This window comes from Desulfopila aestuarii DSM 18488 (assembly GCF_900143695.1).
In the GTDB taxonomy this organism is placed as follows: Bacteria; Desulfobacterota; Desulfobulbia; order Desulfobulbales; family Desulfocapsaceae; genus Desulfopila; species Desulfopila aestuarii.
Window position 1 is genome coordinate 21,183 of record NZ_FRFE01000016.1, and the last position, 22,734, is coordinate 43,916.

The following is a 22,734-nucleotide window of genomic DNA, read 5'->3' on the forward strand; positions in this document are numbered from 1 at the left end:
AACAATGTTTGTCCGTTTATGGATGACCACGGAGCTGATCACCATCGGCCCCGAGCAAAGCGTGGTCGAGGCCCAGCACTGCATGCAGGACAACCGTATCCGGCGGATTCCTGTGGTCGATGCAGAAGGTTCACTGGTCGGCATCGTCAGCCAGCGGGATATCCTCAATTTCCTGCCCTCCATCCTCGATGGCAGCTCCTCCGGCGCCTCCTCACTGGCAGGGTCAACGAAAGTGGGCGACATCATGGCCTGCACTCCCATGTGTGTCAACCCGCTGACCCCACTTGAAACTGTCGCTCAACTGATGCGCCAGCACAAGATCGGCGGAATGCCAGTGGTGGACGACAATGGCATCCTGGTCGGCATCATCACGGAATCAGACATTTTCTCCGCCTTCATGGAAGTGCTCGGTGCCGGCGGTGACGGGGCCAGGATCGAGATGATCATCGGCAAGGAATCGCGAGCGCTCTACACCGTCATGGATATTTTCAAAAGGTACGACATCTTTGTTCAGGCCATAACTGTCCACCACGACTTCGGTGAAAACAAGCGGCTGCTCACCATCCGCGTTCGCGGCGAGGAACTCGACGGGATGATCGATGCCTTACGACGCTCCGGCGCCCAAATCAATCGTATCCAAATCGGCACCGAACCGTTGTAAGGACGGTCGATTTCTCTTCCGCCCCAAGAGCGATGTTTACGAAAAAAAGTTTCAACCGTTACTGCCGCAACTGCATCTGCTATCTGCTTTATTTCAGGACAGAACAACCAGCTCACCATTCGATCCAGCCATTTTCGCCCTAAATTTTCAGCATCTCCAGCATAAACAACTTTGACTGAGCGTGAACCCTGCATTATCTTTTCTCGTAATGAAGCACGAAAGACCACAGGAGTTCAATGCCCATGAACGTTTCGGAAAGCTTGAGCGGCGCCAAGTTTGTCGCGGCCCTCTCCTCCCTCAGTACCGCGAATAGACAACCGCAACTTGCCTTGGACCTGATTATGAAATCACTTCCAGCGGCAGAGGTTACGGGAGCCGCTCTCTCCTCTCCCCCTCCGGATACTCAGACAGTCGCCCCGCTGTCCTCGTCCGGGGATTCCGGCAGCGTCATCAATATTTTTGCATGACGTTGCCGCTCTTCTCTGCCCAAAAAGCTGCCATCCAGGCAGCTTTTTTTATTCGCGCCTGCCCGATCACTATTGCATTTCCTTCAGCACATATTCCAACGGCACCTTTTTCGGACCGCCCGCATCTTTGCGAGGATAGCCAATTGGAATCACTGCCATGAATTCGCCCTGCTCCTCGCCTAAGAACTCCAGGACATCATCTTTGATCAGATAGAGAATGCCGAGCCAAACACTGCCAAGCCCAAGAGACGTGGCCGCCAACAGCAGATTTTCCACTGCTGCCGCCGAACTCTGGATTTCCATGGTCCGAAAAAAATCAAACGAACGCTCCTTATCGATCTGAAACAAACTGCTGCCGTGAGCGATGAGGCTGCCCGTATTCTTCACCCCGATCACCACCGGTGCACTGGCAAGCGTCCTCCCTGCCATGCGCAAAATCGCTGCTGACGCCTTGGGAAAGTCCGATGCCCGCTTGCTCACCAGCTGGCCAAGCTGCTGTTTTTTCTCGCCTTTAATTACGATAAATTGCCACGACTGCTGGTTGTGTGCGGACGGCGCCTGGTTGGCAGCATCGAGAATCTGTTTGATCAAATGATCATCCACCGGCTGGTCGAGAAACTGGCGAATTGATCGACGCTGGTAAATAGTTTCCAGCGTAGGGTTGGAAATAGGTGTAGACATGACAACTCCACAGAAGATCAATAAAAAAGGGAATATGGTGAAAATTTAAGACTGTACAATGAGAGGAAATACTCAGAGCCGCTTGAACCGGCGAAAAAGCTGTGCCTGACGCTCGTGGAACCTTAGGCCTATCCGGAACCCTGGTGGGCGTTCCTCTTCGGTCCCGTTCATCCAGACGGAAAAGGCAGCTACAGAAAATTGTGATGGCTCTTTTGAGGGCACAACTCCTTCTACAACGAGAGAACAAGTGCTGTTGTTCAGCGTCTCATAAAAAAAATGATGCCCTGACGCCAGCGGGCTTTCCACTTCGATACAGGCCCCCATCTTCGAGATATTGCACAGAACACCCGTCACAGGCCCGGCCAAAACCCTGCCATCGGCAGCAGCCAGGAGTATCGTGACCGCAGTATCGATCGTAATTCTCGGATCTCTTGGCAAAAATGGAGACATGGGCAACCTGCCTGGGTAAGTGTCACGCCTGAAGCGTGCTGCTATTTACCGGATATGCACTCCTCTCCGCAACCCTCTTTATGTGCTTTTCCGGTTTTATCTTTCATAACGCTGACTTTATCTTAAAGCATGTGCGACCGGAATTGCAATTATAGTTCTCTCTCATAAAGATTGCATACCACAGGATCAAGAATCAGTTTATGCATCTCACCTTCAGTGCCAACATTTCTGGCAGACGACCATGAATACCTGATCAGCAGTACTTTTCAAAAAAGCAGCAGTATGAACAGCTATTGCAGCAACTGCCAAGATTTCAAATCATCTATCAGTCGGCATACTTTTTGCCGCTGATCGAACGCCATTGCCCCAGGCCACATGACTCAACAGGCAACACGGCGCTGCCAGCCCACAGTCTCGGGCGCAACCAGTTGCGTGTATCCACCATATCATCCGGTCCGGTGACCAATGCGTTGCGATCAACCGAGAGTACCCGGATCCCTCGTACTTCAAGGTCGGCAACCCTGACCATGGTATCGAAATTGCGTAACCCCTTGAACTCAATAAATCGACCACTCCAGCCAGAGAGAGTCAATCCGACCCCTGCCGCCGCCCCGATAATGCCGTTGTTGGTACCGCCATGGCCTGAGAGATGAAAACCATTTATCGCCTTCATCGCTTCCTTTTGACTGACCATTCGGGTTGAGGCCTGCCTGCCAAAAGCCATCAGGTTATCGGTTGGACCGCCGCATTCTGCGACAACACAGAGGCCGGGATCACTGCCTTCAATAAAATGCTCTCGAATGTGTGCTGTTCCCCGCTCAATCAGGTCATCGAGTTGGGAAGGTTCTACATTATCAACAACCAAACATGCCGAACTGTTATGAGAGGTGTAGGGAATACCTTCCAGCACCGGCAACTGCTGCCGGACAACTCCATACAGCTCCACCCCCTCAGGCAATTTTTCCGAAAACCAGCGAGCAAACTTGCCGGTGCCGCGATCGGCGCCGGCCACGTCAGTATCATCAAAACCTATGTAGACTCTCATTGTGCATCCTCGTACCGCCTCAGCAGCAGTCTGCTGCTTCGCGCATCCTGCCCGGGAAGTTACTTTCACTTACAAAAAATATGAGCTGACCACTTCAACACATCAATGACCAACACCTCTTCCGGCACCATATCGTCATGTTAAACGGAACGCTATCGCTTCAGGATTTTCAGAAAAATATGACCAATACAGACCAATACTGACACGATGCCAGATGCAGCACTTCAGGAGAAAAAAATCCCCATCCAACCGGCACCAGTCAGCCCGAACCAAGGACCCATAGAATATTCCGATACAAGCCTGGAAATACATCTTTTTTACCAGTTTGACTGCACCCGTCAGCTCGAATATACTCCCCGGGTTTAGCAACAGTCACAGAACGACAAATCCATTCATTTCAAAGATATAAACTCAAGAGGAAAATGCAGATGAAAAATGCAGTGATCATAGCGATCGTCATGACTCTGGCAATGATGGGCTGGAACGTGCAGTCAAGGGCCGAAGAATTCACGAAGGTGGATACGGGAAAAGTGGTAGCGGCACTCAAGGACCCGAACTGGGTTGTGGTTGATACAAGGTTGAACGATGCCTTCAACGGTTGGAAGCTTGACGGTATCACCAGGGGAGGACATATCAATGGCGCGGTGGATTTTTCCGCAAACTGGTTGAAGGTAGAAGAGAAAAATCTCAAGGAACCTCTGCAGGAGATTCTCGCAACCAAAGGGATTACACCGGACAAGCAGATCGTTCTCTATGACGCCAACGGAAAAGATGCAGACAACGTAGCGAAGTTTTTGCACAGCCTCAACTATCCGCACCTCTTTACCTATGATGTAAAACAGTGGGCCGCCGACACTGATCTGCCCATGACGAAGTATGAAAATTATCATCTCATTGTTCCGGCTGTGGTCGTAAAAGAGATACTGGATGGAAAGTATCCGGAAACGTTCAAGCAAGATAAACCAATCAAACTTATCGAAGCAAGCTGGGGCGAAGAAAAAACCTCTTACGCCAAAGGGCATATCCCCACAACTTTTCATATCAACACTGACAGGGTAGAGCCGCCCACACCAACCGAACCGCCGATGTGGATTCTGGCCGACGATGCCACGCTAGGCAAACTTGCCCTGGAAATTGGCGTCACCAAAAATGACACTGTCATCGTCACCAGTGAAGAGCCGCTGGCAGCCTACCGGGTCGCCACCGTGTTGCGCTATACCGGAGTAGATGATGTCCGGGTACTCAACGGAGGAACCCTTGCCTGGACCATGGCCGGTTATGAACTGGAAACCGAACGCCATAACCCGGTTCCGGTAAAGGATTTCGGCGGGCCGGTGCCAGGCCATCCGGAAGTGATCGATACCATGGCCGAGACCAAGGCCGGCCTTGCCGAACCTGATCGCTTTATTCTTGTGGATAACCGTACCTGGCAGGAACATATAGGTGAAATAAGTGGTTACTCCTATCATGACAAGAAAGGCCGCATTCCCGGTGCCATCTTCGGTTACGCCGGCAAAAAGGATTCCTACGGCATGGAGTATTTCCGCAACCCGGACAAAACCATGCGCAACGCCGAAGAGTTTCTCGCTCTCTGGCGCGAGCAGGGGATCGATACCAGCAAGCACCTCTCCTTTATGTGTGGCAGTGGCTGGCGTGTGGCCGAAATCTATACCTATGCCGACGTGTATGGTCTCGACGATATCGGCATCTTCAGTGACGGCTGGATCGGCTGGTCTACAGACCCTGCCAATCCGATCGTAACCGGAGTACCAAAGAAAAATTGATGCGCAACGTCATGAAAATGGCGACCATTGCCATTACGGTGGTAGAGGTCGTAATGATACTGGCCTTGGTTGGACTGGAGTTTTCTTCAGGTTACCGGGCCGGTATCATGCATCATCTCTATTACCAGAAACGCTCTTATCTGGCGACGATCTTCCCGCAGAGCCTTTTCATCTACCACCTTCTTGGAATCGCGGCCAGCATCACCATTTTCCTTTTTTGCTGCCGCCCAGAACGACGACCTACAGATAAAACCCCATTCATCAGATATGGGGCGGTGCTCTTGGCGCTGATATGCTGCTACAGTGTCCCCTGGTTCTCACAACTGAACATATTTGCCCACCTCCTGATCGTCCTGGAATGCTGTCTTCTGCTTGAGAACATCCGGATTCTGCTTATTCCCCCTCCACACCTAATGGACTCGTAAAAATCCCGATCTGCAACGACGCCTATCGAGCTTTTCCCATAGCCCATCGATATGGCCATGTTGCTTTTCAACGAGGCTGTCACACAGGCAAACAGTTGCAACACGTGTACTGGATCCTTGAAAAGCCCAACCGCATTCTGCTACAATTGAATAAGCTCCAAACCTGCACTGCGATTCATCCGGCGAGGGAAAAACCATGAACCAGTCGGAACTGCTAAAAAAACTTCATGCATATGCGGTACCGGATACCGGGCGCTCCGTACTCCAGAGCATTGTGACACTTGGAATATTTGCGACCTCGATTATTTTCATGATCCTTCTGTTGCAACACGGGGCCTCGCCCTGGCTGGTTGTGCTGATATCGCTTCTCACAGCGCCCATCTTTGTGCGACTCTTCATCATTTTCCACGACTGCTGCCACACCTCGTTTTTCAGGTCAAGGCGTGCCTGCGCCATGCTCGGTCACATCCTCGGCGTCATCACCCTCACTTCCTACTCAGACTGGCAGCGCACCCATGGCATTCACCACGGATCGGTCGCCAATCTCGATAAACGAGGAATGGGAGATGTCTGGTTGATGACCGTGGCGGAATACAACAAGGCTGGAAGGTGGGAGAAACTCTGCTACCGGCTCTACCGGCACCCGCTGGTGATGTTCTTTATCTCACCGCCATTCCTGTTCTTCATTATGAACCGACTGCCATCCAAGGGCTTTCGCAGAAAAGATCTGACGAGCGTGATTTTGACTGATGTCATGATCGTTCTGATGATTCTCACCTTCTGCCTTATCATCGGCTGGCGGGAGTATCTTCTCATCATGCTGCCAATGATGTCGGCGGCGAGCCTTATCGGGGTGTGGCTATTCTACGTGCAGCACCAGTTCCGCAACGTCTACTGGGCTCACAGCAGCGACTGGGACCGATTCCGTGCTGCCATGGAAGGAAGCTCACTCTATATGATGCCGGCGGTGCTCCGCTGGTTTGCCGGCAACATCGGCTTTCATCATATCCACCACCTTGCCCCCCGCATCCCCAACTACCGGCTGAAAGAGTGCTATGACGCAATTCCCGAGCTGCAGCAGATTCGCCCTATCCCTTTTCTCAGCGGACTAGGTAATATCTTCCTGGGTTTATGGGATGAAAACAGTCGGAAATTGGTGAGCTTCAGCGAAGCCAGACGTCTGACCACATCTTCCTGAAAGCGGCTACACCCTTTCTTTTGGGGTTCGGAATTTCTGCTGCCGCTCCCGATAGGCTTTGGCATCACCATATTCGGAGAAGAGATGATACCGCGAATGAGGATCCCGCGGTCTCCGGGCATGCTTGATAGGGCACCAGAATGCTTCGGTTCGTGAGGCAATTTCAAGGCCGTAGGAGAGCAGTCCATTACCGTAGCCGCAATAGATGCAGTTCAGTTTTTCAACCAGGTTCAAATACACCAGATGATGCCTGTCAATGATGAGGTAGTCGCCACGCTTTACCTTCCTGATGCGATAGATCGGAAAGCAGATCGCTTGATAGACTGTCAGGAACAGATCAAGCATGACCAGGGGGATGATCATGGCATAGATGACAGGTGAGGTCAGGACGAACAGTATATTCGATTCTCGAATATACTGAACTAAACCTGTTCTTAAACGCTTTTGAGCCGCTATAGCTCCCTGCCGAAAGCGGATCTTGCCCTGCTCAATAGAATAGTCAAAATGGCGCCGGATCACCTCCAAGTCCTTCTCCAATTCAAGAGAGAGCTCTTTTTCCAACTCCTTGATTCGTGCTATCAGTTCTTCGATTCGAGTGTTCATGAGACCTCATGAATGAGAGTTGGAAAAAATTGTCCCCAATCAGGGTGCAAGCAATATATCGTAAAACATCCGGGCCGCCCTGGAGAGTGTGCGGCTGCGATGAATAACTATACCCAGCTGCCGGTGAAAGCTGACATCTTCGAGAATGATGCAGGCCAGATCCTCGCCCTTCATCGATAGCGGCAACACGCTCCAGCCCAATCCCGCCGATACCAGCATCCGGATGGTCTCGAGATAGTTGGTCTCGACCCCAACCCTCGGCGTCACTCCGAAGGCTGCCAACCCGTTCTCGATCAAACGACGAGTGACCGTGCCCTTTTCCGGCAGGATTCCCGGATAAAGCGCAAGCAGTTCTGCCGCCGATCCTTTGTCTGCCAGCCGGTGTTCCCGGCTCACCATCAGCATGAGCGGATCATCCCAAACATGGTGGATCTCCAGCTTTTCCGGGGCTACCTGGGGCAAGGTCACGACAGCCATTTCCAGCTCTCCAGCCGCCACCGCCGCGCAGCCAGCTTCTGAATCGAGAAAATGGAGATCAAATTCCACCTGTGGAAATTGCCGGCTATAGTCACGCAGGATGTCCGGCAAACGATGCAGACCGATATGGTGACTTGTGGCAAGCTGCAGCGTACCACGAACGTCCTCTGACAGGTTGGCGATGAGCCGGCGGCTCTCCTCCATCTCTCTCATGATGTGCTTAGCCTTCGGCAACAGGGTCCGGCCCGCCTCGGTCAACAGTACACGGCGGCCCAGACGTTCGAAGAGTTTTACGGCCAGTTCCTCTTCCAGGGTTGCGATCCGTTTGCTCACTGCGGGTTGGGTGAGAAATAGCTGTTCGGCCGCAAGCGAAAAAGAGCCTCTGTCCGCCACGGCCAGAAAGGCTTGCAAAGTATTGGTATCCATTTCTCTATTCTATTTTGGAATCGCAAATATGAAAACAATGAATTTGTTTTATTTGTAAGAGATGGCTATTTCTATCTCCCACAAGGAGGAAGTAACCATGACAAAAACACTGTATGACAAATTATGGGATGCACACGTTGTGCGTCAAAACGACAATGGGACCAGCCTGATCTATATCGACCGGCATCTGGTACATGAAGTAACCTCGCCCCAGGCTTTTGAGGGATTGCGGCTGGCTGGCCGGCAACCGTGGCGCAAGGATACGGTGCTGGCGGTGCCGGATCACAATGTCCCAACCACTGATCGCAGCCAACCGGCGACAGATCCCGCGGCCCGGCTGCAACTGCAGACCCTGGACGACAACTGCGAATCGTTTGGCCTCACGCAGTTCAAAATCCATGACCTTCGCCAGGGAGTGGTTCATGTAATCGGTCCGGAACAGGGGGCGACCCTCCCAGGAATGACCGTGGTCTGCGGAGATTCTCACACCTCGACCCACGGAGCCTTCGGAGCACTGGCCTTTGGCATCGGCACTTCCGAGGTCGAACATGTGCTGGCCACTCAATGTCTGGTCTTGAAAAAATCACAATCGATGCGAGTGACGGTAAACGGCAGGATGCCAACAGGCGTCACGGCCAAAGACCTGATTCTTGCAATTATCGGCAAGATCGGAACAGCTGGCAGCACCGGCTCGGTTATTGAGTTCGCGGGGGAGGCAATCTCGAACTTGAGCATGGAAGGCCGAATGACCATCTGCAATATGGCCATCGAGGCGGGTGCACGATCCGGTCTTATCGCGGTGGACGATACCACCATTGACTATGTGAAAAACCGGCCTTTTGGCCCTCAAGGAGAAATGCTGGCCCAGGCCGAAAATACCTGGAGGCAGCTGCAGAGTGATCCTGACGCCCATTTTGATCAGGAAATCGTGATTGATGCGGCTTCAATCGAACCTCAAGTCAGCTGGGGAACATCACCGGAAATGGTCGCACCGATAAGCGGTATCGTTCCCGATCCGGCGAATATAAACGGTGCCACCAAAGCTGAGGGGATGAAAAACGCCCTCAAATATATGGATCTCACACCCGGCACCCCGATTATGGAGATTCGTCCAGACGTGATCTTCATCGGCTCCTGCACCAACGGTCGTATTGAAGATCTTCGGGCAGCGGCTGATGTGATACGCGGTAAAAAAATCGCCCACACGATCAAACTGGCCTTGGTAGTACCAGGTTCGGGACTTGTCAAACAGCAGGCCGAAGAAGAAGGACTGGACCAGATTTTCAAAGACGCGGGTTTTGAATGGCGGGAACCCGGTTGCTCCATGTGTCTGGCCATGAACAGTGACCGTCTGCAATCTGGTGAGCGCTGCGCCTCGACTTCCAACCGCAATTTCGAGGGGCGCCAGGGGCAGGGAGGACGAACCCACCTGGTCAGTCCTGCGATGGCAGCAGCAGCGGCTATCGCAGGGCATTTTGTCGATGTGCGGCAGCTCGGCTGAACGGTATGCTGTTCTCAAAAGTTCTTTTCAACAATCACAAACCTTCTGTGAGGTAAGCAATGCAACCATTCACCCAAATAAACGGGCTGGTTATCCCTCTCAACCGGCCAAATGTCGACACAGACGCCATTATCCCCAAACAGTATTTGAAATCAATCCACCGCACTGGTTTCGGCGAAAATCTCTTTGATGACTGGCGCTATGTAGATCCAGGTGAACCCTATATGGACCATACCAAGCGACGCATCAATCCCGATTTTGTCCTGAATCAGGAACGCTACAGTAATGGTGAGATTCTCCTGGCACAAGAAAATTACGGCTGCGGCTCATCCCGCGAACATGCGGTCTGGGCGATGGTGAATTTTGGTATCAGGGTGGTAATCGCACCCAGCTTTGCCGATATTTTCTATGGCAACACCTTAAATAACGGCCTTCTGGCGATAACGCTGCCGCCCGAAATAATCGATCAGCTGTTTGCCGAGGTCGAAGCCGCACCTGGCTACCGGTTGCAGGTTGATCTTACAGAAAAAACCATCACCACCCCAACAGGCAGGGAGATCAAATTTGTCATCGAGGAGTACCGTCGTCACCGGCTGCTGAACGGTCTCGACGATATCGGAATGACCCTACTTCATGCTGCTGAAATACGGGCATATGAAGCAACGCGCCGTTGCCAGGCTCCCTGGCTGTTCGATGCCAGATAATTACCAAAGGATTTTCAACGAGACAGCGACAGAACAACTCTTCACTGTCTCGTCCCGCTCCAGTATCATTCATCAAGCATTTTTCACGTTGTAATAATCTTTTGACAGGGCAACCGTATCAGATTTCGTAATCGATCATTCTCCTATCACAGGTCCTCGGCCTGACAATTTTTCCTACCGCCACATGGGCAGGATGATGCTGATAGACACTCAACGCCTCTTTTGTTTCAAACTCAGTGTAAAGAACGATATCACCCGCAGAATCCTTGCCACTGAAATCAAATCCCAGCTCAAGATGCGTGAGGCCCGGAATCTTACCCCGAAGATCTTCAAGTGCCGCTTTTATAGCCATTGCATCAGCATTCTCTTCTAATGGCCGTGTTCTGTTCAGCAATTTCCAGCATACAATATGTTTGATCATCTCTTGTTCAATCTCTCTAATAATACGGCAATATTTCAGGATCGACAGACAAATTATTCTTCTGGTTATTTTTCAACGGAATCGCCTCTCATGCTGAGTGGGCTTCAAGATCAGCAAGTCAGCTCTATTACTATGGAAAAAGCCCATCTTTCAAACCCCAGACAAGCTCTATATAGATTTTTTTCTCATCAGAGTTGGTAGCCAAGCCATAGCTGGTTTTCACCGATACGTCTGGACTTCCACTTCCAAAGTCTAATCTGTTTTTCAAAAAAACCGTATGTCCGTTTCTCCAGAGTTCTTGTCCCATCTCTCGAGAAACAACACCAAATGACGTATAGCCATAAGAAACATTTAATTTCCGTGAATAAAACGATCCACTTTTCTTTTTAAAGAGCTCTTTTGACCACAATTCAACATCAAAAATACCAAACTGCGTTTCCACATCAATTATATTTGAAAAATAATGATTATTATCTTCTATGTCATATTTCAATGTCGGAATATATTGTAAGTAAACTTGCCCAAAATTTGATGTAAAAGATTCGCTAAGGAAAACAGTTGTCGGTTCCCAGTTTTTTGTTGTATAACCAAAGTCTGTAAATGACAGGTTTATAGTAGAATGTGTTTCAAAAATAGTTTCAGCAAGTATTGAATCATAGCTCATCCTGATTGCTGAATCCATATCTGTCTCAAACATATTACTTTGATGGGATATTTCTGTCGTTTCCCGAAAATGATTATCCATTAATACATCATTTGTATGGGTAACCATTATTTCATCTGAAGGATGCAGCGTAATTTTGCTTTTAAAATCATAGGATATGGGTTGTTCGTGACTACTTCTGGAGACTGGCCATTTTCTTCCTGATTTCAATCTTGAAAGATATTCTTCAGTATATTTTGCATCGACCCCAACACTAACGACTGACACCCTGGTTTTTGTTGTTGCCCGCACAATAGCGTTTTTATTTTTGATGCTATGGTTGAGAGAAATGGTTTCCGCCCTTGCCCCTACGGATAGCGATATGAGCGCAACCACGACCTTCCAAACTAAATTTCCTGCAATACCTTTCATTTGTCTCTACAATTTCTTCATAAACCACGCCAGCCAGGTTTCCAGTGGAAAATAATTTTTTCTAACCCGAGACGCGAGAGATAATTTAACGCAAACATATAGTTAATAACGGTCTTCGCTTCTCATCGAGGCTAAAATTTTGAGCGTAACGAAGAATTAACACAGATAAGCGCGGAATCATCGGAAGGATTGCTTTCGGATGAAGAATTACACACAAAACGACTCTGTAGACAGATATCAAATGTAGTCACAATTGAACATTTACCATCAAGAAAACCGCTACATAATCGTTATATTAGGCGGTATACGACGACCACGAAAAACGTCGTCACAACACCTGAAAACAATCCGGGAAGAGCAAGCTGAAGTATCAACAATGAGGCTGCAAAAAAGGACAGCTATGACTGTAATATCTGAGAGATATACTCTTGAATAAATTATATTCATCAACCGAGATCACAAACACAAAACATCACCTGAATATCAACATACTCTACATAACCAGTCTACTTAAACTGATTTTTTTTTCAAGCAGAAATCGGATCATCTATATTTCCAATAACTTGGCAAAAATTCCAGGTTTATTTGCAGCTCCTCTACTACTGAATTACTCATCAGACATTAATATTTTTTATTAGAAAATATCATAATCTGTGAATTCTGAATGTTTAAATTCATCCAGATCTTCTATGGGAACGAAACGGAATTTCCCTAACTATCCTTTCTCACTTCCATTCCCACCGTCAAAGGATTACTGCTCAATGGCCAGCATCTTTTCAAGGGCATGAAACTGATCGGAAAATAGAATAAATCATCGACATCAATTCTGTCGTTGCATGCCACTGTAAGCGAGCTTGGGAAAAGGGGAGGTCGCAAGGCCAAAATCATCCAAATTGCAAAGCGAAGGCGCAACAAGGGAGTGGGTTGATTTTTTTACTGTTGATACGTATCCGAAGGCAAAAAGCCTTGCAGCAGCAGAAAAAACTGAAATTCACTTGAGAGTCTGATAGCAGGCGCTGCCAGAGAGGTATTTATTGGGAATTGGATATTGTAAAAGCGGATCAAAAACTCCTGGTGCACAGTTGGTTTAAAAATTATCAGGAGAAGATAGAGAAGTTTTATCTCCTGTCTTATTCTGCAGAACTGAATCCAGATCAATCCCTCAAATGTATTTTGAAATCAATGACCCTGTGCTGCACTTTACATAAAAAGTCAATATTTACCAGTAAATTGGTCACATACAATATATCAGCTAACCAATAACGAATTCGAAATGTCAAAAGCTATCATTTCCACTTGACATCACAGAAATAATCTTGAAGTAATCATATAAGTTAAATTCTACCCGCTGAGAACAGCTGTAATTCTTATCACGCCTACCATTAACACAAGCTTAGAGCTCAAAACCGTTCGGGAGATCATATGCAACCGAAGTCTTTGTTGGCTAGAATGGCTCATGGAACTATGAGTACGACGATTCAGGCAACTACCTTGGGATTTATATCACCGACTCAGCCGACTCATTTGACGGCCTGAAATACTACGGAGTCGAAGATAAGGGTTATACCGACAAGAATGGCAAGCGGCATTCGCAGTGGTATCTTGAAGACTACCGTGACAACAGCTACTACATTTCTGAAGTATATGGACTCAAAAATAGAGACAATTCCCATTACACACCAGGACCATATCCTACCCCAGAGCCTGCCACCCTTCTTCTCTTTGCTAGCGGCTTGGCTGGAATTGTTGCAATAGGTCGAAAAAAGAAAATTAAACCTTCGTAAGAAGGTACATTAAAAGGCCACAGGCAAGATAAATCTGAGTTTCTTCTGCCTATCCACAATCATCATCCGATAGCCCATTCCGGACTTTCATTATTTCGGTCCGACAGCTCTTTCTATAAGTCAAAAGCCTCCGGCGAGACGATGTTGTCCTCGATAGACCAGCGCCGGCACGCCCCTTTCAGAGCAAAATACGTGGAGGCGAACTCTTCTCATACATGAGCGGCAGACAAACGCAGCAGCTCCGTAATCAACGTTTTCACAGCATTATAGATAGCAGGATCTCCGCTGGCCCGGGGGCCGGCAACATTCAAGACACCAATAGTGTTCTGAATGATCCATTCTGCCACTGCAGTGAGAGCTTCTTCCGAGGACAGGGTATCGAAGTCGACGTGCAAGCACGGGCGATGATGCTTTTTGGCATATCGCTGGGTTAAGAGTGAGCCTCCGGTCAGCTTGCCATGGGAGCAAATCAGGGTACCGTCTGAATCGATGACGTTCTGTTCAGTCCGTTCTTGATAGCTTGCGCTCAGCATCTCCCGCAAAAGATAGCAGGAATGCAGTGATCCATCCTCGGTTTTGCGCCCCTTCGGCAGCCAACCTCCGTAAGGGCAGCCCATATCCCGCGCCCCATCCAGCGCCGCCCGATCTGCACCGGTCTGCCCGCCTGATACAATTTTTGAAACTATGAACATATATTGCGTGCCATCTCCCAGGGGCATTATAGATATTTGTTCCTTGCCGATTTCTGTTGTATAAGAAACTGTAGGAAGTTATGCCACTAAGACCTGCCTCTCTTTACAAGAGCAACCTATCCTGACGATCCTGAGACTGCCCTATGACCAAAAGAATCGCAAAAAAAAATGACCAACATCTGGCCGAGGCCATTACCGCTTTTAGCTCGGCCCGCTGTGCCGCAGCCCTGACCGGTGCGGGCATTTCGGTTGCCAGTGGCATTCCCGATTTTCGCAGCCCCGGTGGACTCTGGACCCGATTTGCACCGGATGAGTACGCTACACTGGATGTCTTTCTCGACAATCCTGAAAAGGCCTGGCACCTCTACCGCGAACTCGGCAAAAAGCTTGAGGGGAAAAAGCCCAGCAAAGCGCATGCGGTGCTGGCAGATTTCGAGGAACAAGGCCATGTCAAAGGTATCGTCACCCAGAACATCGACAACCTGCACCAACATGCAGGCAGCAAGTTTGTGTTTGAGATCCATGGAGACCACCAGCATCTCCACTGCATCCGGTGCGGTTATCTGGAACCCGTGGCAGAAGATCACTATCGGATGAAAACTATCCCAACATGCGTCGACTGCAGCACACCGCTGAAACCGAACGTCGTACTGTTCGGCGAAAATGTCCGCAACCTCCAGGAAATCAACTTCTTCATGCAGCAATGCGACCTGCTGATGGTGATCGGAACCTCCGCCAAGGTCTATCCGGCAGCCAGCCTGCCCGCCATTGTTAAACAGAACGGTGGCACGATCTTCGAGTTTAACAAGGAACAGGCCCTCCCTTCCGGGCTGGCAGACTACTTTTTTGCTGGTGATTTGGAAACCACCCTGCCCGATTTTGCCGAAAGAGTGTCTGCGCGCTGAGATCGCGGTACGAGTTAAAACAATTTGCTGCCGATTTTGGCATTTACCGCAGGCGATACAAACGTCGCCTCCCCGCTTTCGGCTTTCGGATACTGAACGCCGATAACCAGCACTTCCGAGGTGACGGTTCCCATCTGACGCGGTGGGAAATTCAGCACCCCAAGCACCAGCCGATCCTGCACCTCTTCGACCGGATGGCAGGTGAAACGACCGTAGCTGGTCTTCCGGCCGTATTTACCGAAATCGATCACCATCCGATAGGTCTGCTTTGGAGTTTTCGTCTCCAATTCAACTTCGACCACCCTGCCGACCCGGATATCAAGTTTTGCAAACGACTCTTCAAACGAAACTATAGGTTTAAGTTCACTGGCCATGACTGTCGCCTCTTCGCATCAAATGGGTATTACCTTGTTTTATTTGCAGAACCCTTCAGTTTCACCGGGTTGGTGTGGGTACAGGGTACCGCGGCAAGACATTTTCCGCAAACATCCGCATAGCCGATGTTTTTATGTTCCTCGACATTTTCCAGGAGTTGCGCGTAGCACTTGAAGCGATCGAAGTCGTCCTCTTTGAGGGCCTCGTTCACACACTTGCGAACACATTTTTTACAGCTGCCATCATATTTAAAAAGGCAGGCCTCCGTTTCCGGTCTGCTGTCCGGCGCTATTTTCATGGTGGTGATCAGGCTGCCGATCCTGCCGCTGCACCCTTTATCGGTGATCAGCATATTATTCTGTCCAAACCTGCCAAGCCCAGCAATAAAGGCCACATGCCGGTGTGACCAATTGGATATCAGCTTATCCTCTATCCAATTATGGGTAGCAGGAATACCCACCGTCGCAGCTCCCGCTTCTCCCAGAAAGTCGATCAGATGTTGGCTGAGCCTGCCTATTAGCACATTCGTTTCGACATAACCCACAGCCCACTCCGGTGAGCTCAGTCGCTCTTTGATGTTGCTTACCGAGAGAGATTTGGGAAAGGGCAGGAAAAAGGCAATAACTGTTTCCGCTTCCAACAGCATATCCTGTGGCACCGCATGACTGTCGATAACCACCTTTTTCAATTCAGAAAAAAGAGGGTCAGATGCAGCAGCAAAGCCCACCAGCGGCTCCCCCCAGCGTGTGGATATCGTTGTATCAAGCTGGTAATTTGCAACAAACTGCCTTATTTCACGAATAATGGTCTCTTTCATCATCCTTCTCGTTTTCCCCATGTGGGAGCTGAATCGTTAACACTCATTTCTACTATAGAAAGCCAACAAATATAACACATTATTTCTGCAGCCCCCCTGAAACTCCTTGACAGCAACACCGTTCCCTAACATTATGCAGGCGTCATATCAATCCGTAAATTCATACTCAGCCATCGAAAGGAGCAATAATGTCGAACTACCGTAAACTTCTACTCGCCCTATTCGTTACCGCATCCCTGACCGCCTGCTCAACACCAGAGCCACAAAGCAAACTGAATGTCGAGAAGAGCGCCATCATGTCCTCGTATGCAACAGTTGAAGCCGTTGACATGAAGACCCGAATGGTCACCCTGAAAGACCCGGAAGGCCAGACGTTTACCATCCATGCTGGAGAAGAAGTCGTCAACCTGCCGCAAGTACACCCGGGAGACAGGGTTGATGTCACCTATGCCGAGACACTGAGTGTCAGGATGGCCGAACCGGGTGAGACCAAAAACGAAATCACCGGTTTCATCGGCAGGGCGGAGCCGGGTGAAAAACCTGCCGCGGTGGATGTCACCGAAACCAGTGTTAGTGCCACCATCGAGGCGATCGACAAGGTAAACGAAACAGCCACCCTGAAGATGCCGGACGGTTCGTATAGGATCGTCAAAGCTGAGGACCCCACCAATCTGGATAAAGTCAAGGTGGGTGACACGATTGTCATTGTCTACCAGGAAGCCGTTGGAATTTTCGTCAAGGGAATGAACAAGTAACCGCTGTCCTTCCGGGACGCTACCGATACGGCGTCCCGGAGAGTGTTATTCTTTCAACCTTTTGGCCAAGTCCTTCCATACCAAAAGCAATCTATTACCGCCCCCCTTTATCGCTTTTTGATGCCCTGCTGTCCAGATAGACAGCAAACACAAGCCCACAGCCCAACGCACAACTGATGGCACCTATAATACCGGTAGCTTTATCAAGAGCAAGCGGCCAGATGGTGCCGCCGACATAGACCAGTATTCCAACCAATACGGCGAAACAGACAATTTGTATCAGCCTGACCAGCATTTTTTTCTCCAACCGTCCTCACGGAACCTAAAAAATTTTCTTCCTTAAAAATTTTTTCTCAATAAATTTAGATTGATATAGCAATATCCATACCCCTGCAATCAATTCATTTTCCCTATAATCGGAAAAGGAAAATTAGGCTATCCCATTTCGACAGGTCTCATCCACACGCATTTTCTCATTTGAAGAATATGGTAACATTTCCTGATGTTTCCCAACGAATGTGCCGATAAACAACGTGAGTTTCATCTTTTGCGCAGGTCGACCACGAGATTCTCGAATCAATTTCTTTTGTGCTTTTTTCAGGCATTGTCGAAAAAATGTTTCCTTCCTCGCAAAAACCTGAAACTATACCCAGGCGCTATGATTTAAGGAGTTTTTCGCTATTTACACCACCAAACCACGGAGAGGTACATGCAATTCTGTAAGGAATGCGGGGGAGCGCTCAACCTATTTGAAAGTAATGACGAAGAGGTGTGCTGGTGCTGTGTACAAAAACGCGAAAAAGTTCAAGTCCCTCCGCCCCCACCGTTGCCGTCAACTGATTTTGATGACTTTGTCGGCGCAACCTTCTCCTGTGAAAACGAGATATTGATGTTGACAGCCAAGGAGGGTTGGGTTCTCTGGAGTGGTCCCCTGAGCCAGCCGGTCCCCTTTGAGACTATAATCAAGCGGGCCCGCCAAATTTACCGGATTCGCAGAAAACGTCGGCAGCACAGCGACGAACGTTCATAACTCTTTCGAAGCAGCTATGACTATTACCATTTCCGTGGGCTCCGGCAAAGGTGGAACTGGCAAATCGATGGTGATCGCCAACCTCGCCCTGCTGCTGACCAAACAGGGCCGCCGGGTCTGTATTGTCGACCTCGATCTCGGCGGGCCCGACATCCATATTCTTTACGGACTGTTAAAGCCCGAGCGGACACTGACCGATTTCCTTACCCGCCAAACAGAGGAAATAATTGATGTCATCACGACAATCCCCTACTGTGGGGTGCAGCTCATCCCTGGAACCGGCAACACCCTCCACACCGCCAATCTGAGCTTTCAGGAAAAACAGCGCCTGTTTCGCAGTCTCGAAACCATCGACACTGACGTACTTCTGATTGATGTGGGAGCCGGAACCAGCTATCACGCCCTCGATTTTTTCATGCACTCCGATATCCAGCTCTGCGTGACTAGCCCTGAGCCCACTGCCATCATGGATTTCTACACCTTTCTGCAACTGGCAACCATCAGAAAGGCGCTCAGCGGCTTTCTCTCCCAGAGCGACGTCGGTACAGCGCTGAGGGAATCCACCTTTGACTCGCTCAGTGAGGTTTTTGCGGCAGCAGAGTACATCCGTCCAGGGGCCCGCGACCTCGCCCAGCAGGCTTTACACACCTTCAATCCACTTCTCATCGTCAATAAAGTTCGAGCTGGCACCAGACTGAATCTCTTGAAGCTCCGTACACTGGCCCAAAAATATCTTGGAATATACCTTCCGGATCTGGGTGAAATCCCCTATGATGGAGAGGTAGACGCATCACTCAGAGCTTTTTTGCCGGTGGCGGAATATGCACCCAACTCCCCGGCCGCTCTGGCCCTTACAGAATGCAGTGTCAAACTCGGCAAAGTGATTGATCTCTATCTTCGTAAACGGTCCGCAGGAGGCCCCCATGTCCAGTGAACTTGAAGCCCGTATCCGCACCCTGGAAGAGAAATTCGAATATCAGGACCATACGGTTGAAACACTGAACCAGGTTATCATCCGGCAGCAGGCCCAGATCGACACCATGCAGGAGGAGCTGAAAAAGCTGCGCGAAGATGTCATGGCAGCAAGCCTCGATACCGGTGACATCGTGAGCGAAAAGCCCCCGCACTACTGATGGCTTAGCACCTGCGGCCGGATCAATCAATTACCTGCCGCCGAATTTCTCGTAGTGGACCCTGTCATAGAGGAGTGTATCTTTGGGGTGCCCGGCTTTATCCTCTTTCGGATAGCCGATGGCAACAACCGCCTCCACTTCCATCCCCTCCGGCAATCCCAGCAACCCAGCAATGTAGCCGGAAGCATTTTTCGACGCGTCATGTTCCCGAAGCCGGACCTGTACCCAGCAGCTACCGAGCCCGAGATCGGTTGCCGCCAGATGCAACAGAATCGAGGCGATGGAACAGTCCTCTACCCAGACATCGCACTTGTTTGGATCGGCACAGACCACAATGGCCAGCGGCGCGTTTTTCATGAAGGTCGCCCCGTGTGGCTTGGCCTTTGACAGCGCCTCAATGGTAGCCGCATCCTGAACCACCACGAACTCCCAGGGATTGAGACTGCGTGACGATGGAGAACGGAGCATAGACTCCACCAGATACGCAATCTTTTCCTGTTCCACCTGTGTTGCAGCAAACTGCCGGATGGAGCGCCTCTTTCTCAGCAATTCCAGAATCATTTCCTTTCTCCCATCGTATCTCGTCATGATTTCGCAATAAAATGGAACCCTGACAAAAAAACAATTGCTATTCTTACAAAAAGGTTATATTGAAGCCGCCCTATCTGAACATACCGTTCAGAATTGCTGCCTAATATCGTGAAAGATACACAAAAACAATTCGAAAGACCATGCCCATCAAACTCAACGACTTACGTTTTTCCGTACCCTGGAATCTGTTCTTACTGACCATCGGTTCAATCATCTATATCATCGGGATGAATGGCATTGTCATGCATCACAATTTCATTCCCGGCGGTCTCTACGGTATGAGCCTGTTCGTCTACTATAAGACCGGTCTGCTCTCGCCCGGCTCATGGTACCTGATTATGAACCTCCCGCTCTTTGTTCTCGGCTGGATTTACATCAGTCGCAGGTTCATGCTCTACACCTTTTATGCGGTAATCGTGATATTCTTTGCCTCAGAATTCATTTCTGTCAATTTCGGCATCACCAACCAGACCTATGCCGCCATTGCCGGCGGATTCGTCTGCGGAGCCGGCTCTGGAATCATTCTCCGCTCCATCGGCTCAGCCGGAGGCCTCGACATTATTGCCGTCATTCTCTTTCGCCATTTCAATATCGGCGTCGGCAAAACATATCTGGGTTTCAACATTCTGCTGTTTTCAATGGTTCTCGCCCAGTACAGTGCTGATATTTTCATTGCCTCGATCATCCTCACCTTTGTCACCACCAACGCCCTGAACTATTTCCTCACCCTCTCCAACCAGCGAAAAATTGTCTATATCATCAGCGACAAATCGGCGGAAATCACTCAGGACATTATCGATCGATTGCATCTCGGGGCAACAAAGATACAGGCCAAAGGCGCTTACACGAATCAGGACAAAGAGATTGTAATGACCATCACCAACAACCTTCAGCTGAAACGGCTGGAGGAATCAGTTTTCAAGATCGACGCCGAGGCACTTTTCATCGTCGAGAACAGTTACAACGTCATCGGCTCGAACTTCAATAAACGGAAAATTTATTAAGGGGCGAGAGTTAACCTGATTTTTTATGAGCAGAATGTAACTACCTTTGCACAATCGACCAATCAAATCCTCAACGTTATTGATGAACAACCGTGTCAAATTTTCAGACTGCTCACGAGAAATGCTGGCTAAAGGGTACTCTGAAAATCCCTGGCCCATGAGGAGATAGCCCGGATATCTGCGGGTGTCGTCCGGCAACAGCCACCTATCAACCGAGCCCCTTGCACAAACCAGGATCTGGCCAGTTCGCCATAGGAGCCACATGGAAGATCTCCTCCACTCCAAACTTTCGACAACCCGTCATACTGCTCGCCGGAGTTAGGATACACCACGATGGGCTTATCCGTCCCCAGCCGAATCTCATCAATCAGGGAGGCGACATAACCAGGGGCTGTGCAGTTTACCCCCACAGCCGCCACCTGCTCGTGGCTGTCCAGCCACGAGGCACAGTCACGGATACACTCACCGTTACTGATATGTAAACCGTCTTTTGCGCTAAACGTCACCCAGCAGTAGCTGCCCGGGTGCTCTTGCACCAGACGAACCAATGCCTTTGCCTCCTTAAGACAGGGGATAGTTTCACAGGCAAGGATATCCGGGCCCGCTGCAATGAGCGTCTCCAGTCGCTGGCGATGAAAGTTAGCGAGTTCGAGCTCATTGGGCGTGTAATCGCCGCGATACTCCGAGCCGTCCGCCAGGTAGGCGCCATATGGCCCCACGGAGGCTGCAACCAGAGGTTTAGGACGCCCTTTTCGATGCAGCGGATCCGCCCAGAAGTTTTCCCGGGCCTTGACGGCGAGACCGACGGAGGCCGCCATGAGGTCACGGGCCTGATTTCTACTCAAACCACGATGCATGAATCCTTCATAGGTCGCCTGATAGCTGGCGGTGATAATGCAGTCGGCCCCCGCTTCGAGGTAGTCGGTGTGGACAGCACTGATCAGTTCCGGATTTTCGATAAGAACCTTTGCCGACCAAAGGGCATCGTTCAGGTCGCAACCACGTCGCTCCAACTCAGTTGCGAACGCGCCATCCAGGATAATCAATGGATATTGAGTAAGAATATTCTGTATGGGATTCATGGCTACCTTTCTCAATCACGATTTTTGCGGTTCTGCAAATCCTGAACGAATCATTTGGGTCAGCCCATCGAGCAGAGCCGGAATCTCCGACTCCATACCCAGTTGATCCGGAAACATGATCCATTTACGGACCAATCCTGTAATAAAAACGATGATGGCAATGCTCCCCATACGAACATCGAACGTTTCCGGCAATTGCCCCTGCTTAATAGCGCTGGACAGTAGCTTCGCATTCAACTCCTGCCCTTCGCGGAAATGATGTTTCTGCATTTGATACGATGGATCATCGGCCGATTCGCTATTCAATAGGATTTTCAGCATCTGCAGCCGGCGCGGATTTCTCTGCAAACCCAAAAAAAGTTCCAGATGAGCATTTCGCATCACCCCAAGCGGGTCTATTTCCTGACCATTTTCAACAGCACGGCGAACCACATCAAATGGTGATAATATATCGTCCCATAAAACCTCAAGCAGATCTTCCTTGTTCTTGAAATGCCAGTATATCGCGCCCCTCGTCACCCCAGCCTCGGTGGCAATCTCCGTAAGCGTCGTGCGGGATATTCCTTGAACTGAAAATACCCGCACTGCGGCGTCGATAATTGTCTCCCGGGTTTTCAGGGCCTCTTCCTTGGTTTTTCTGGCCATATT

28 protein-coding genes are annotated in these 22,734 nt (G+C 49.8%); 14 read left to right on the forward strand and 14 right to left on the reverse strand.

Annotated features, from left to right (window positions below):
• Positions 1-4: 4 nt before the first annotated feature.
• Both BUF15_RS15430 and BUF15_RS15435 read left to right on the forward strand, forming a co-directional pair.
• Positions 5-661: a CBS domain-containing protein gene (locus tag BUF15_RS15430; RefSeq protein WP_073614595.1), complete on the forward strand. Its 657-nt coding sequence runs from the start codon at positions 5-7 to the stop codon at positions 659-661.
• 242 nt (positions 662-903) lie between these two features.
• Entirely contained in the window at positions 904-1,128 is a 225-nt protein-coding gene (locus BUF15_RS15435) for a hypothetical protein (RefSeq protein WP_143170735.1), read from the forward strand.
• Between the two features lie 69 nt (positions 1,129-1,197).
• On the opposite strand, the gene BUF15_RS15440 is transcribed toward BUF15_RS15435, so the two are convergent.
• From BUF15_RS15440 to BUF15_RS15450, 3 genes are all read right to left on the reverse strand, one after another.
• The gene (locus BUF15_RS15440; protein WP_073614597.1) at positions 1,198-1,809 is read right to left on the reverse strand and encodes a nitroreductase family protein; all 612 of its coding nucleotides are present in this window, start codon (positions 1,807-1,809) and stop codon (positions 1,198-1,200) included.
• Between the two features lie 72 nt (positions 1,810-1,881).
• On the reverse strand, positions 1,882-2,259 hold the full coding sequence (locus BUF15_RS15445) for a PilZ domain-containing protein (RefSeq protein WP_073614598.1): 378 nt from the start codon (positions 2,257-2,259) through the stop codon (positions 1,882-1,884).
• Positions 2,260-2,584: 325 nt separating this feature from the next.
• Positions 2,585-3,304, reverse strand: coding sequence for a hypothetical protein (locus BUF15_RS15450; protein WP_073614599.1), 720 nt, complete (start codon positions 3,302-3,304; stop codon positions 2,585-2,587).
• A gap of 428 nt (positions 3,305-3,732) precedes the next feature.
• Between BUF15_RS15450 and BUF15_RS15455 the strand changes: the two genes are divergently transcribed.
• From BUF15_RS15455 to BUF15_RS15465, 3 genes are all read left to right on the forward strand, one after another.
• Positions 3,733-5,088 (forward strand): rhodanese-like domain-containing protein, encoded by a 1,356-nt coding sequence (locus tag BUF15_RS15455; protein WP_084554072.1) that lies wholly within the window; start codon positions 3,733-3,735, stop codon positions 5,086-5,088.
• On the forward strand, positions 5,088-5,513 hold the full coding sequence (locus BUF15_RS15460) for a hypothetical protein (protein ID WP_073614601.1): 426 nt from the start codon (positions 5,088-5,090) through the stop codon (positions 5,511-5,513). Before BUF15_RS15455 ends, BUF15_RS15460 begins: the two co-directional genes overlap by 1 nt.
• 196 nt (positions 5,514-5,709) lie before the next feature.
• On the forward strand, positions 5,710-6,711 hold the full coding sequence (locus tag BUF15_RS15465) for a fatty acid desaturase (protein ID WP_073614602.1): 1,002 nt from the start codon (positions 5,710-5,712) through the stop codon (positions 6,709-6,711).
• Between the two features lie 6 nt (positions 6,712-6,717).
• Here the strand turns inward: BUF15_RS15465 and BUF15_RS15470 are convergent, their stop codons facing one another.
• Entirely contained in the window at positions 6,718-7,314 is a 597-nt protein-coding gene (locus tag BUF15_RS15470; protein ID WP_073614603.1) for a hypothetical protein, read from the reverse strand.
• Positions 7,315-7,353: 39 nt separating this feature from the next.
• On the reverse strand, positions 7,354-8,217 hold the full coding sequence (locus tag BUF15_RS15475) for a LysR family transcriptional regulator (RefSeq protein ID WP_073614604.1): 864 nt from the start codon (positions 8,215-8,217) through the stop codon (positions 7,354-7,356).
• A 97-nt stretch (positions 8,218-8,314) separates the two neighbouring features.
• Here BUF15_RS15475 and leuC point away from each other — a divergent pair, with 97 nt between their 5' ends.
• Complete coding sequence (gene leuC, locus BUF15_RS15480; protein WP_073614605.1) at positions 8,315-9,718, forward strand: 3-isopropylmalate dehydratase large subunit; 1,404 nt, start codon at positions 8,315-8,317, stop codon at positions 9,716-9,718.
• A gap of 59 nt (positions 9,719-9,777) precedes the next feature.
• Positions 9,778-10,422: a 3-isopropylmalate dehydratase small subunit gene (gene leuD / locus BUF15_RS15485; RefSeq protein WP_073614607.1), complete on the forward strand. Its 645-nt coding sequence runs from the start codon at positions 9,778-9,780 to the stop codon at positions 10,420-10,422.
• Positions 10,423-10,540: 118 nt separating this feature from the next.
• Here leuD and BUF15_RS15490 read toward each other — a convergent pair whose 3' ends face one another.
• A complete protein-coding gene (locus BUF15_RS15490) occupies positions 10,541-10,843 on the reverse strand; it encodes a Dabb family protein (protein ID WP_073614609.1) in 303 nt (100 codons plus the stop codon).
• A gap of 130 nt (positions 10,844-10,973) precedes the next feature.
• Complete coding sequence (locus tag BUF15_RS15495) at positions 10,974-11,918, reverse strand: hypothetical protein (protein WP_073614611.1); 945 nt, start codon at positions 11,916-11,918, stop codon at positions 10,974-10,976.
• A 1,631-nt stretch (positions 11,919-13,549) separates the two neighbouring features.
• On the opposite strand from BUF15_RS15495, the gene BUF15_RS28370 reads away from it, so the two are divergent.
• A complete protein-coding gene (locus tag BUF15_RS28370; protein ID WP_407642623.1) occupies positions 13,550-13,702 on the forward strand; it encodes a PEP-CTERM sorting domain-containing protein in 153 nt (50 codons plus the stop codon).
• 209 nt (positions 13,703-13,911) lie between these two features.
• Here the strand turns inward: BUF15_RS28370 and BUF15_RS15510 are convergent, their stop codons facing one another.
• Positions 13,912-14,394 carry a putative molybdenum carrier protein gene (locus BUF15_RS15510; protein WP_073614707.1) on the reverse strand — a complete coding sequence of 161 codons (483 nt, stop codon included), beginning with the start codon at positions 14,392-14,394 and terminating at the stop codon, positions 13,912-13,914.
• A 143-nt stretch (positions 14,395-14,537) separates the two neighbouring features.
• On the opposite strand from BUF15_RS15510, the gene BUF15_RS15515 reads away from it, so the two are divergent.
• Entirely contained in the window at positions 14,538-15,299 is a 762-nt protein-coding gene (locus BUF15_RS15515; RefSeq protein WP_084554048.1) for an SIR2 family NAD-dependent protein deacylase, read from the forward strand.
• Positions 15,300-15,313: 14 nt separating this feature from the next.
• Here the strand turns inward: BUF15_RS15515 and BUF15_RS15520 are convergent, their stop codons facing one another.
• Both BUF15_RS15520 and BUF15_RS15525 read right to left on the reverse strand, forming a co-directional pair.
• The gene (locus BUF15_RS15520) at positions 15,314-15,673 is read right to left on the reverse strand and encodes a tRNA-binding protein (RefSeq protein ID WP_073614614.1); all 360 of its coding nucleotides are present in this window, start codon (positions 15,671-15,673) and stop codon (positions 15,314-15,316) included.
• 29 nt (positions 15,674-15,702) lie between these two features.
• Positions 15,703-16,494: an epoxyqueuosine reductase gene (locus tag BUF15_RS15525; protein ID WP_200802398.1), complete on the reverse strand. Its 792-nt coding sequence runs from the start codon at positions 16,492-16,494 to the stop codon at positions 15,703-15,705.
• A gap of 185 nt (positions 16,495-16,679) precedes the next feature.
• On the opposite strand from BUF15_RS15525, the gene BUF15_RS15530 reads away from it, so the two are divergent.
• On the forward strand, positions 16,680-17,246 hold the full coding sequence (locus BUF15_RS15530) for a hypothetical protein (RefSeq protein WP_073614617.1): 567 nt from the start codon (positions 16,680-16,682) through the stop codon (positions 17,244-17,246).
• Positions 17,247-17,340: 94 nt separating this feature from the next.
• Here BUF15_RS15530 and BUF15_RS15535 read toward each other — a convergent pair whose 3' ends face one another.
• Positions 17,341-17,541, reverse strand: a complete 201-nt coding sequence (locus BUF15_RS15535; protein ID WP_073614619.1) for a hypothetical protein — start codon at positions 17,539-17,541, stop codon at positions 17,341-17,343.
• 414 nt (positions 17,542-17,955) lie between these two features.
• Here BUF15_RS15535 and BUF15_RS15540 point away from each other — a divergent pair, with 414 nt between their 5' ends.
• The 3 genes from BUF15_RS15540 to BUF15_RS15550 are packed head-to-tail and all read left to right on the forward strand — an operon-like array spanning position 17,956 to position 19,409.
• Positions 17,956-18,276: a hypothetical protein gene (locus BUF15_RS15540; protein WP_073614620.1), complete on the forward strand. Its 321-nt coding sequence runs from the start codon at positions 17,956-17,958 to the stop codon at positions 18,274-18,276.
• 16 nt (positions 18,277-18,292) lie between these two features.
• Positions 18,293-19,210 carry a MinD/ParA family ATP-binding protein gene (locus BUF15_RS15545; RefSeq protein WP_073614622.1) on the forward strand — a complete coding sequence of 306 codons (918 nt, stop codon included), beginning with the start codon at positions 18,293-18,295 and terminating at the stop codon, positions 19,208-19,210.
• A complete protein-coding gene (locus BUF15_RS15550; protein ID WP_073614623.1) occupies positions 19,200-19,409 on the forward strand; it encodes a SlyX family protein in 210 nt (69 codons plus the stop codon). Before BUF15_RS15545 ends, BUF15_RS15550 begins: the two co-directional genes overlap by 11 nt.
• A gap of 30 nt (positions 19,410-19,439) precedes the next feature.
• Here BUF15_RS15550 and BUF15_RS15555 read toward each other — a convergent pair whose 3' ends face one another.
• Positions 19,440-19,970: a nitroreductase family protein gene (locus tag BUF15_RS15555; protein ID WP_073614625.1), complete on the reverse strand. Its 531-nt coding sequence runs from the start codon at positions 19,968-19,970 to the stop codon at positions 19,440-19,442.
• A gap of 170 nt (positions 19,971-20,140) precedes the next feature.
• Here BUF15_RS15555 and BUF15_RS15560 point away from each other — a divergent pair, with 170 nt between their 5' ends.
• A complete protein-coding gene (locus BUF15_RS15560; protein WP_073614627.1) occupies positions 20,141-21,004 on the forward strand; it encodes a YitT family protein in 864 nt (287 codons plus the stop codon).
• A gap of 128 nt (positions 21,005-21,132) precedes the next feature.
• Here BUF15_RS15560 and mmuM read toward each other — a convergent pair whose 3' ends face one another.
• The gene (gene mmuM, locus BUF15_RS15565) at positions 21,133-22,086 is read right to left on the reverse strand and encodes a homocysteine S-methyltransferase (RefSeq protein ID WP_073614629.1); all 954 of its coding nucleotides are present in this window, start codon (positions 22,084-22,086) and stop codon (positions 21,133-21,135) included.
• Positions 22,087-22,101: 15 nt separating this feature from the next.
• The gene (locus BUF15_RS27765) at positions 22,102-22,731 is read right to left on the reverse strand and encodes a TetR family transcriptional regulator (RefSeq protein WP_073614631.1); all 630 of its coding nucleotides are present in this window, start codon (positions 22,729-22,731) and stop codon (positions 22,102-22,104) included.
• Positions 22,732-22,734 lie beyond the last annotated feature (3 nt).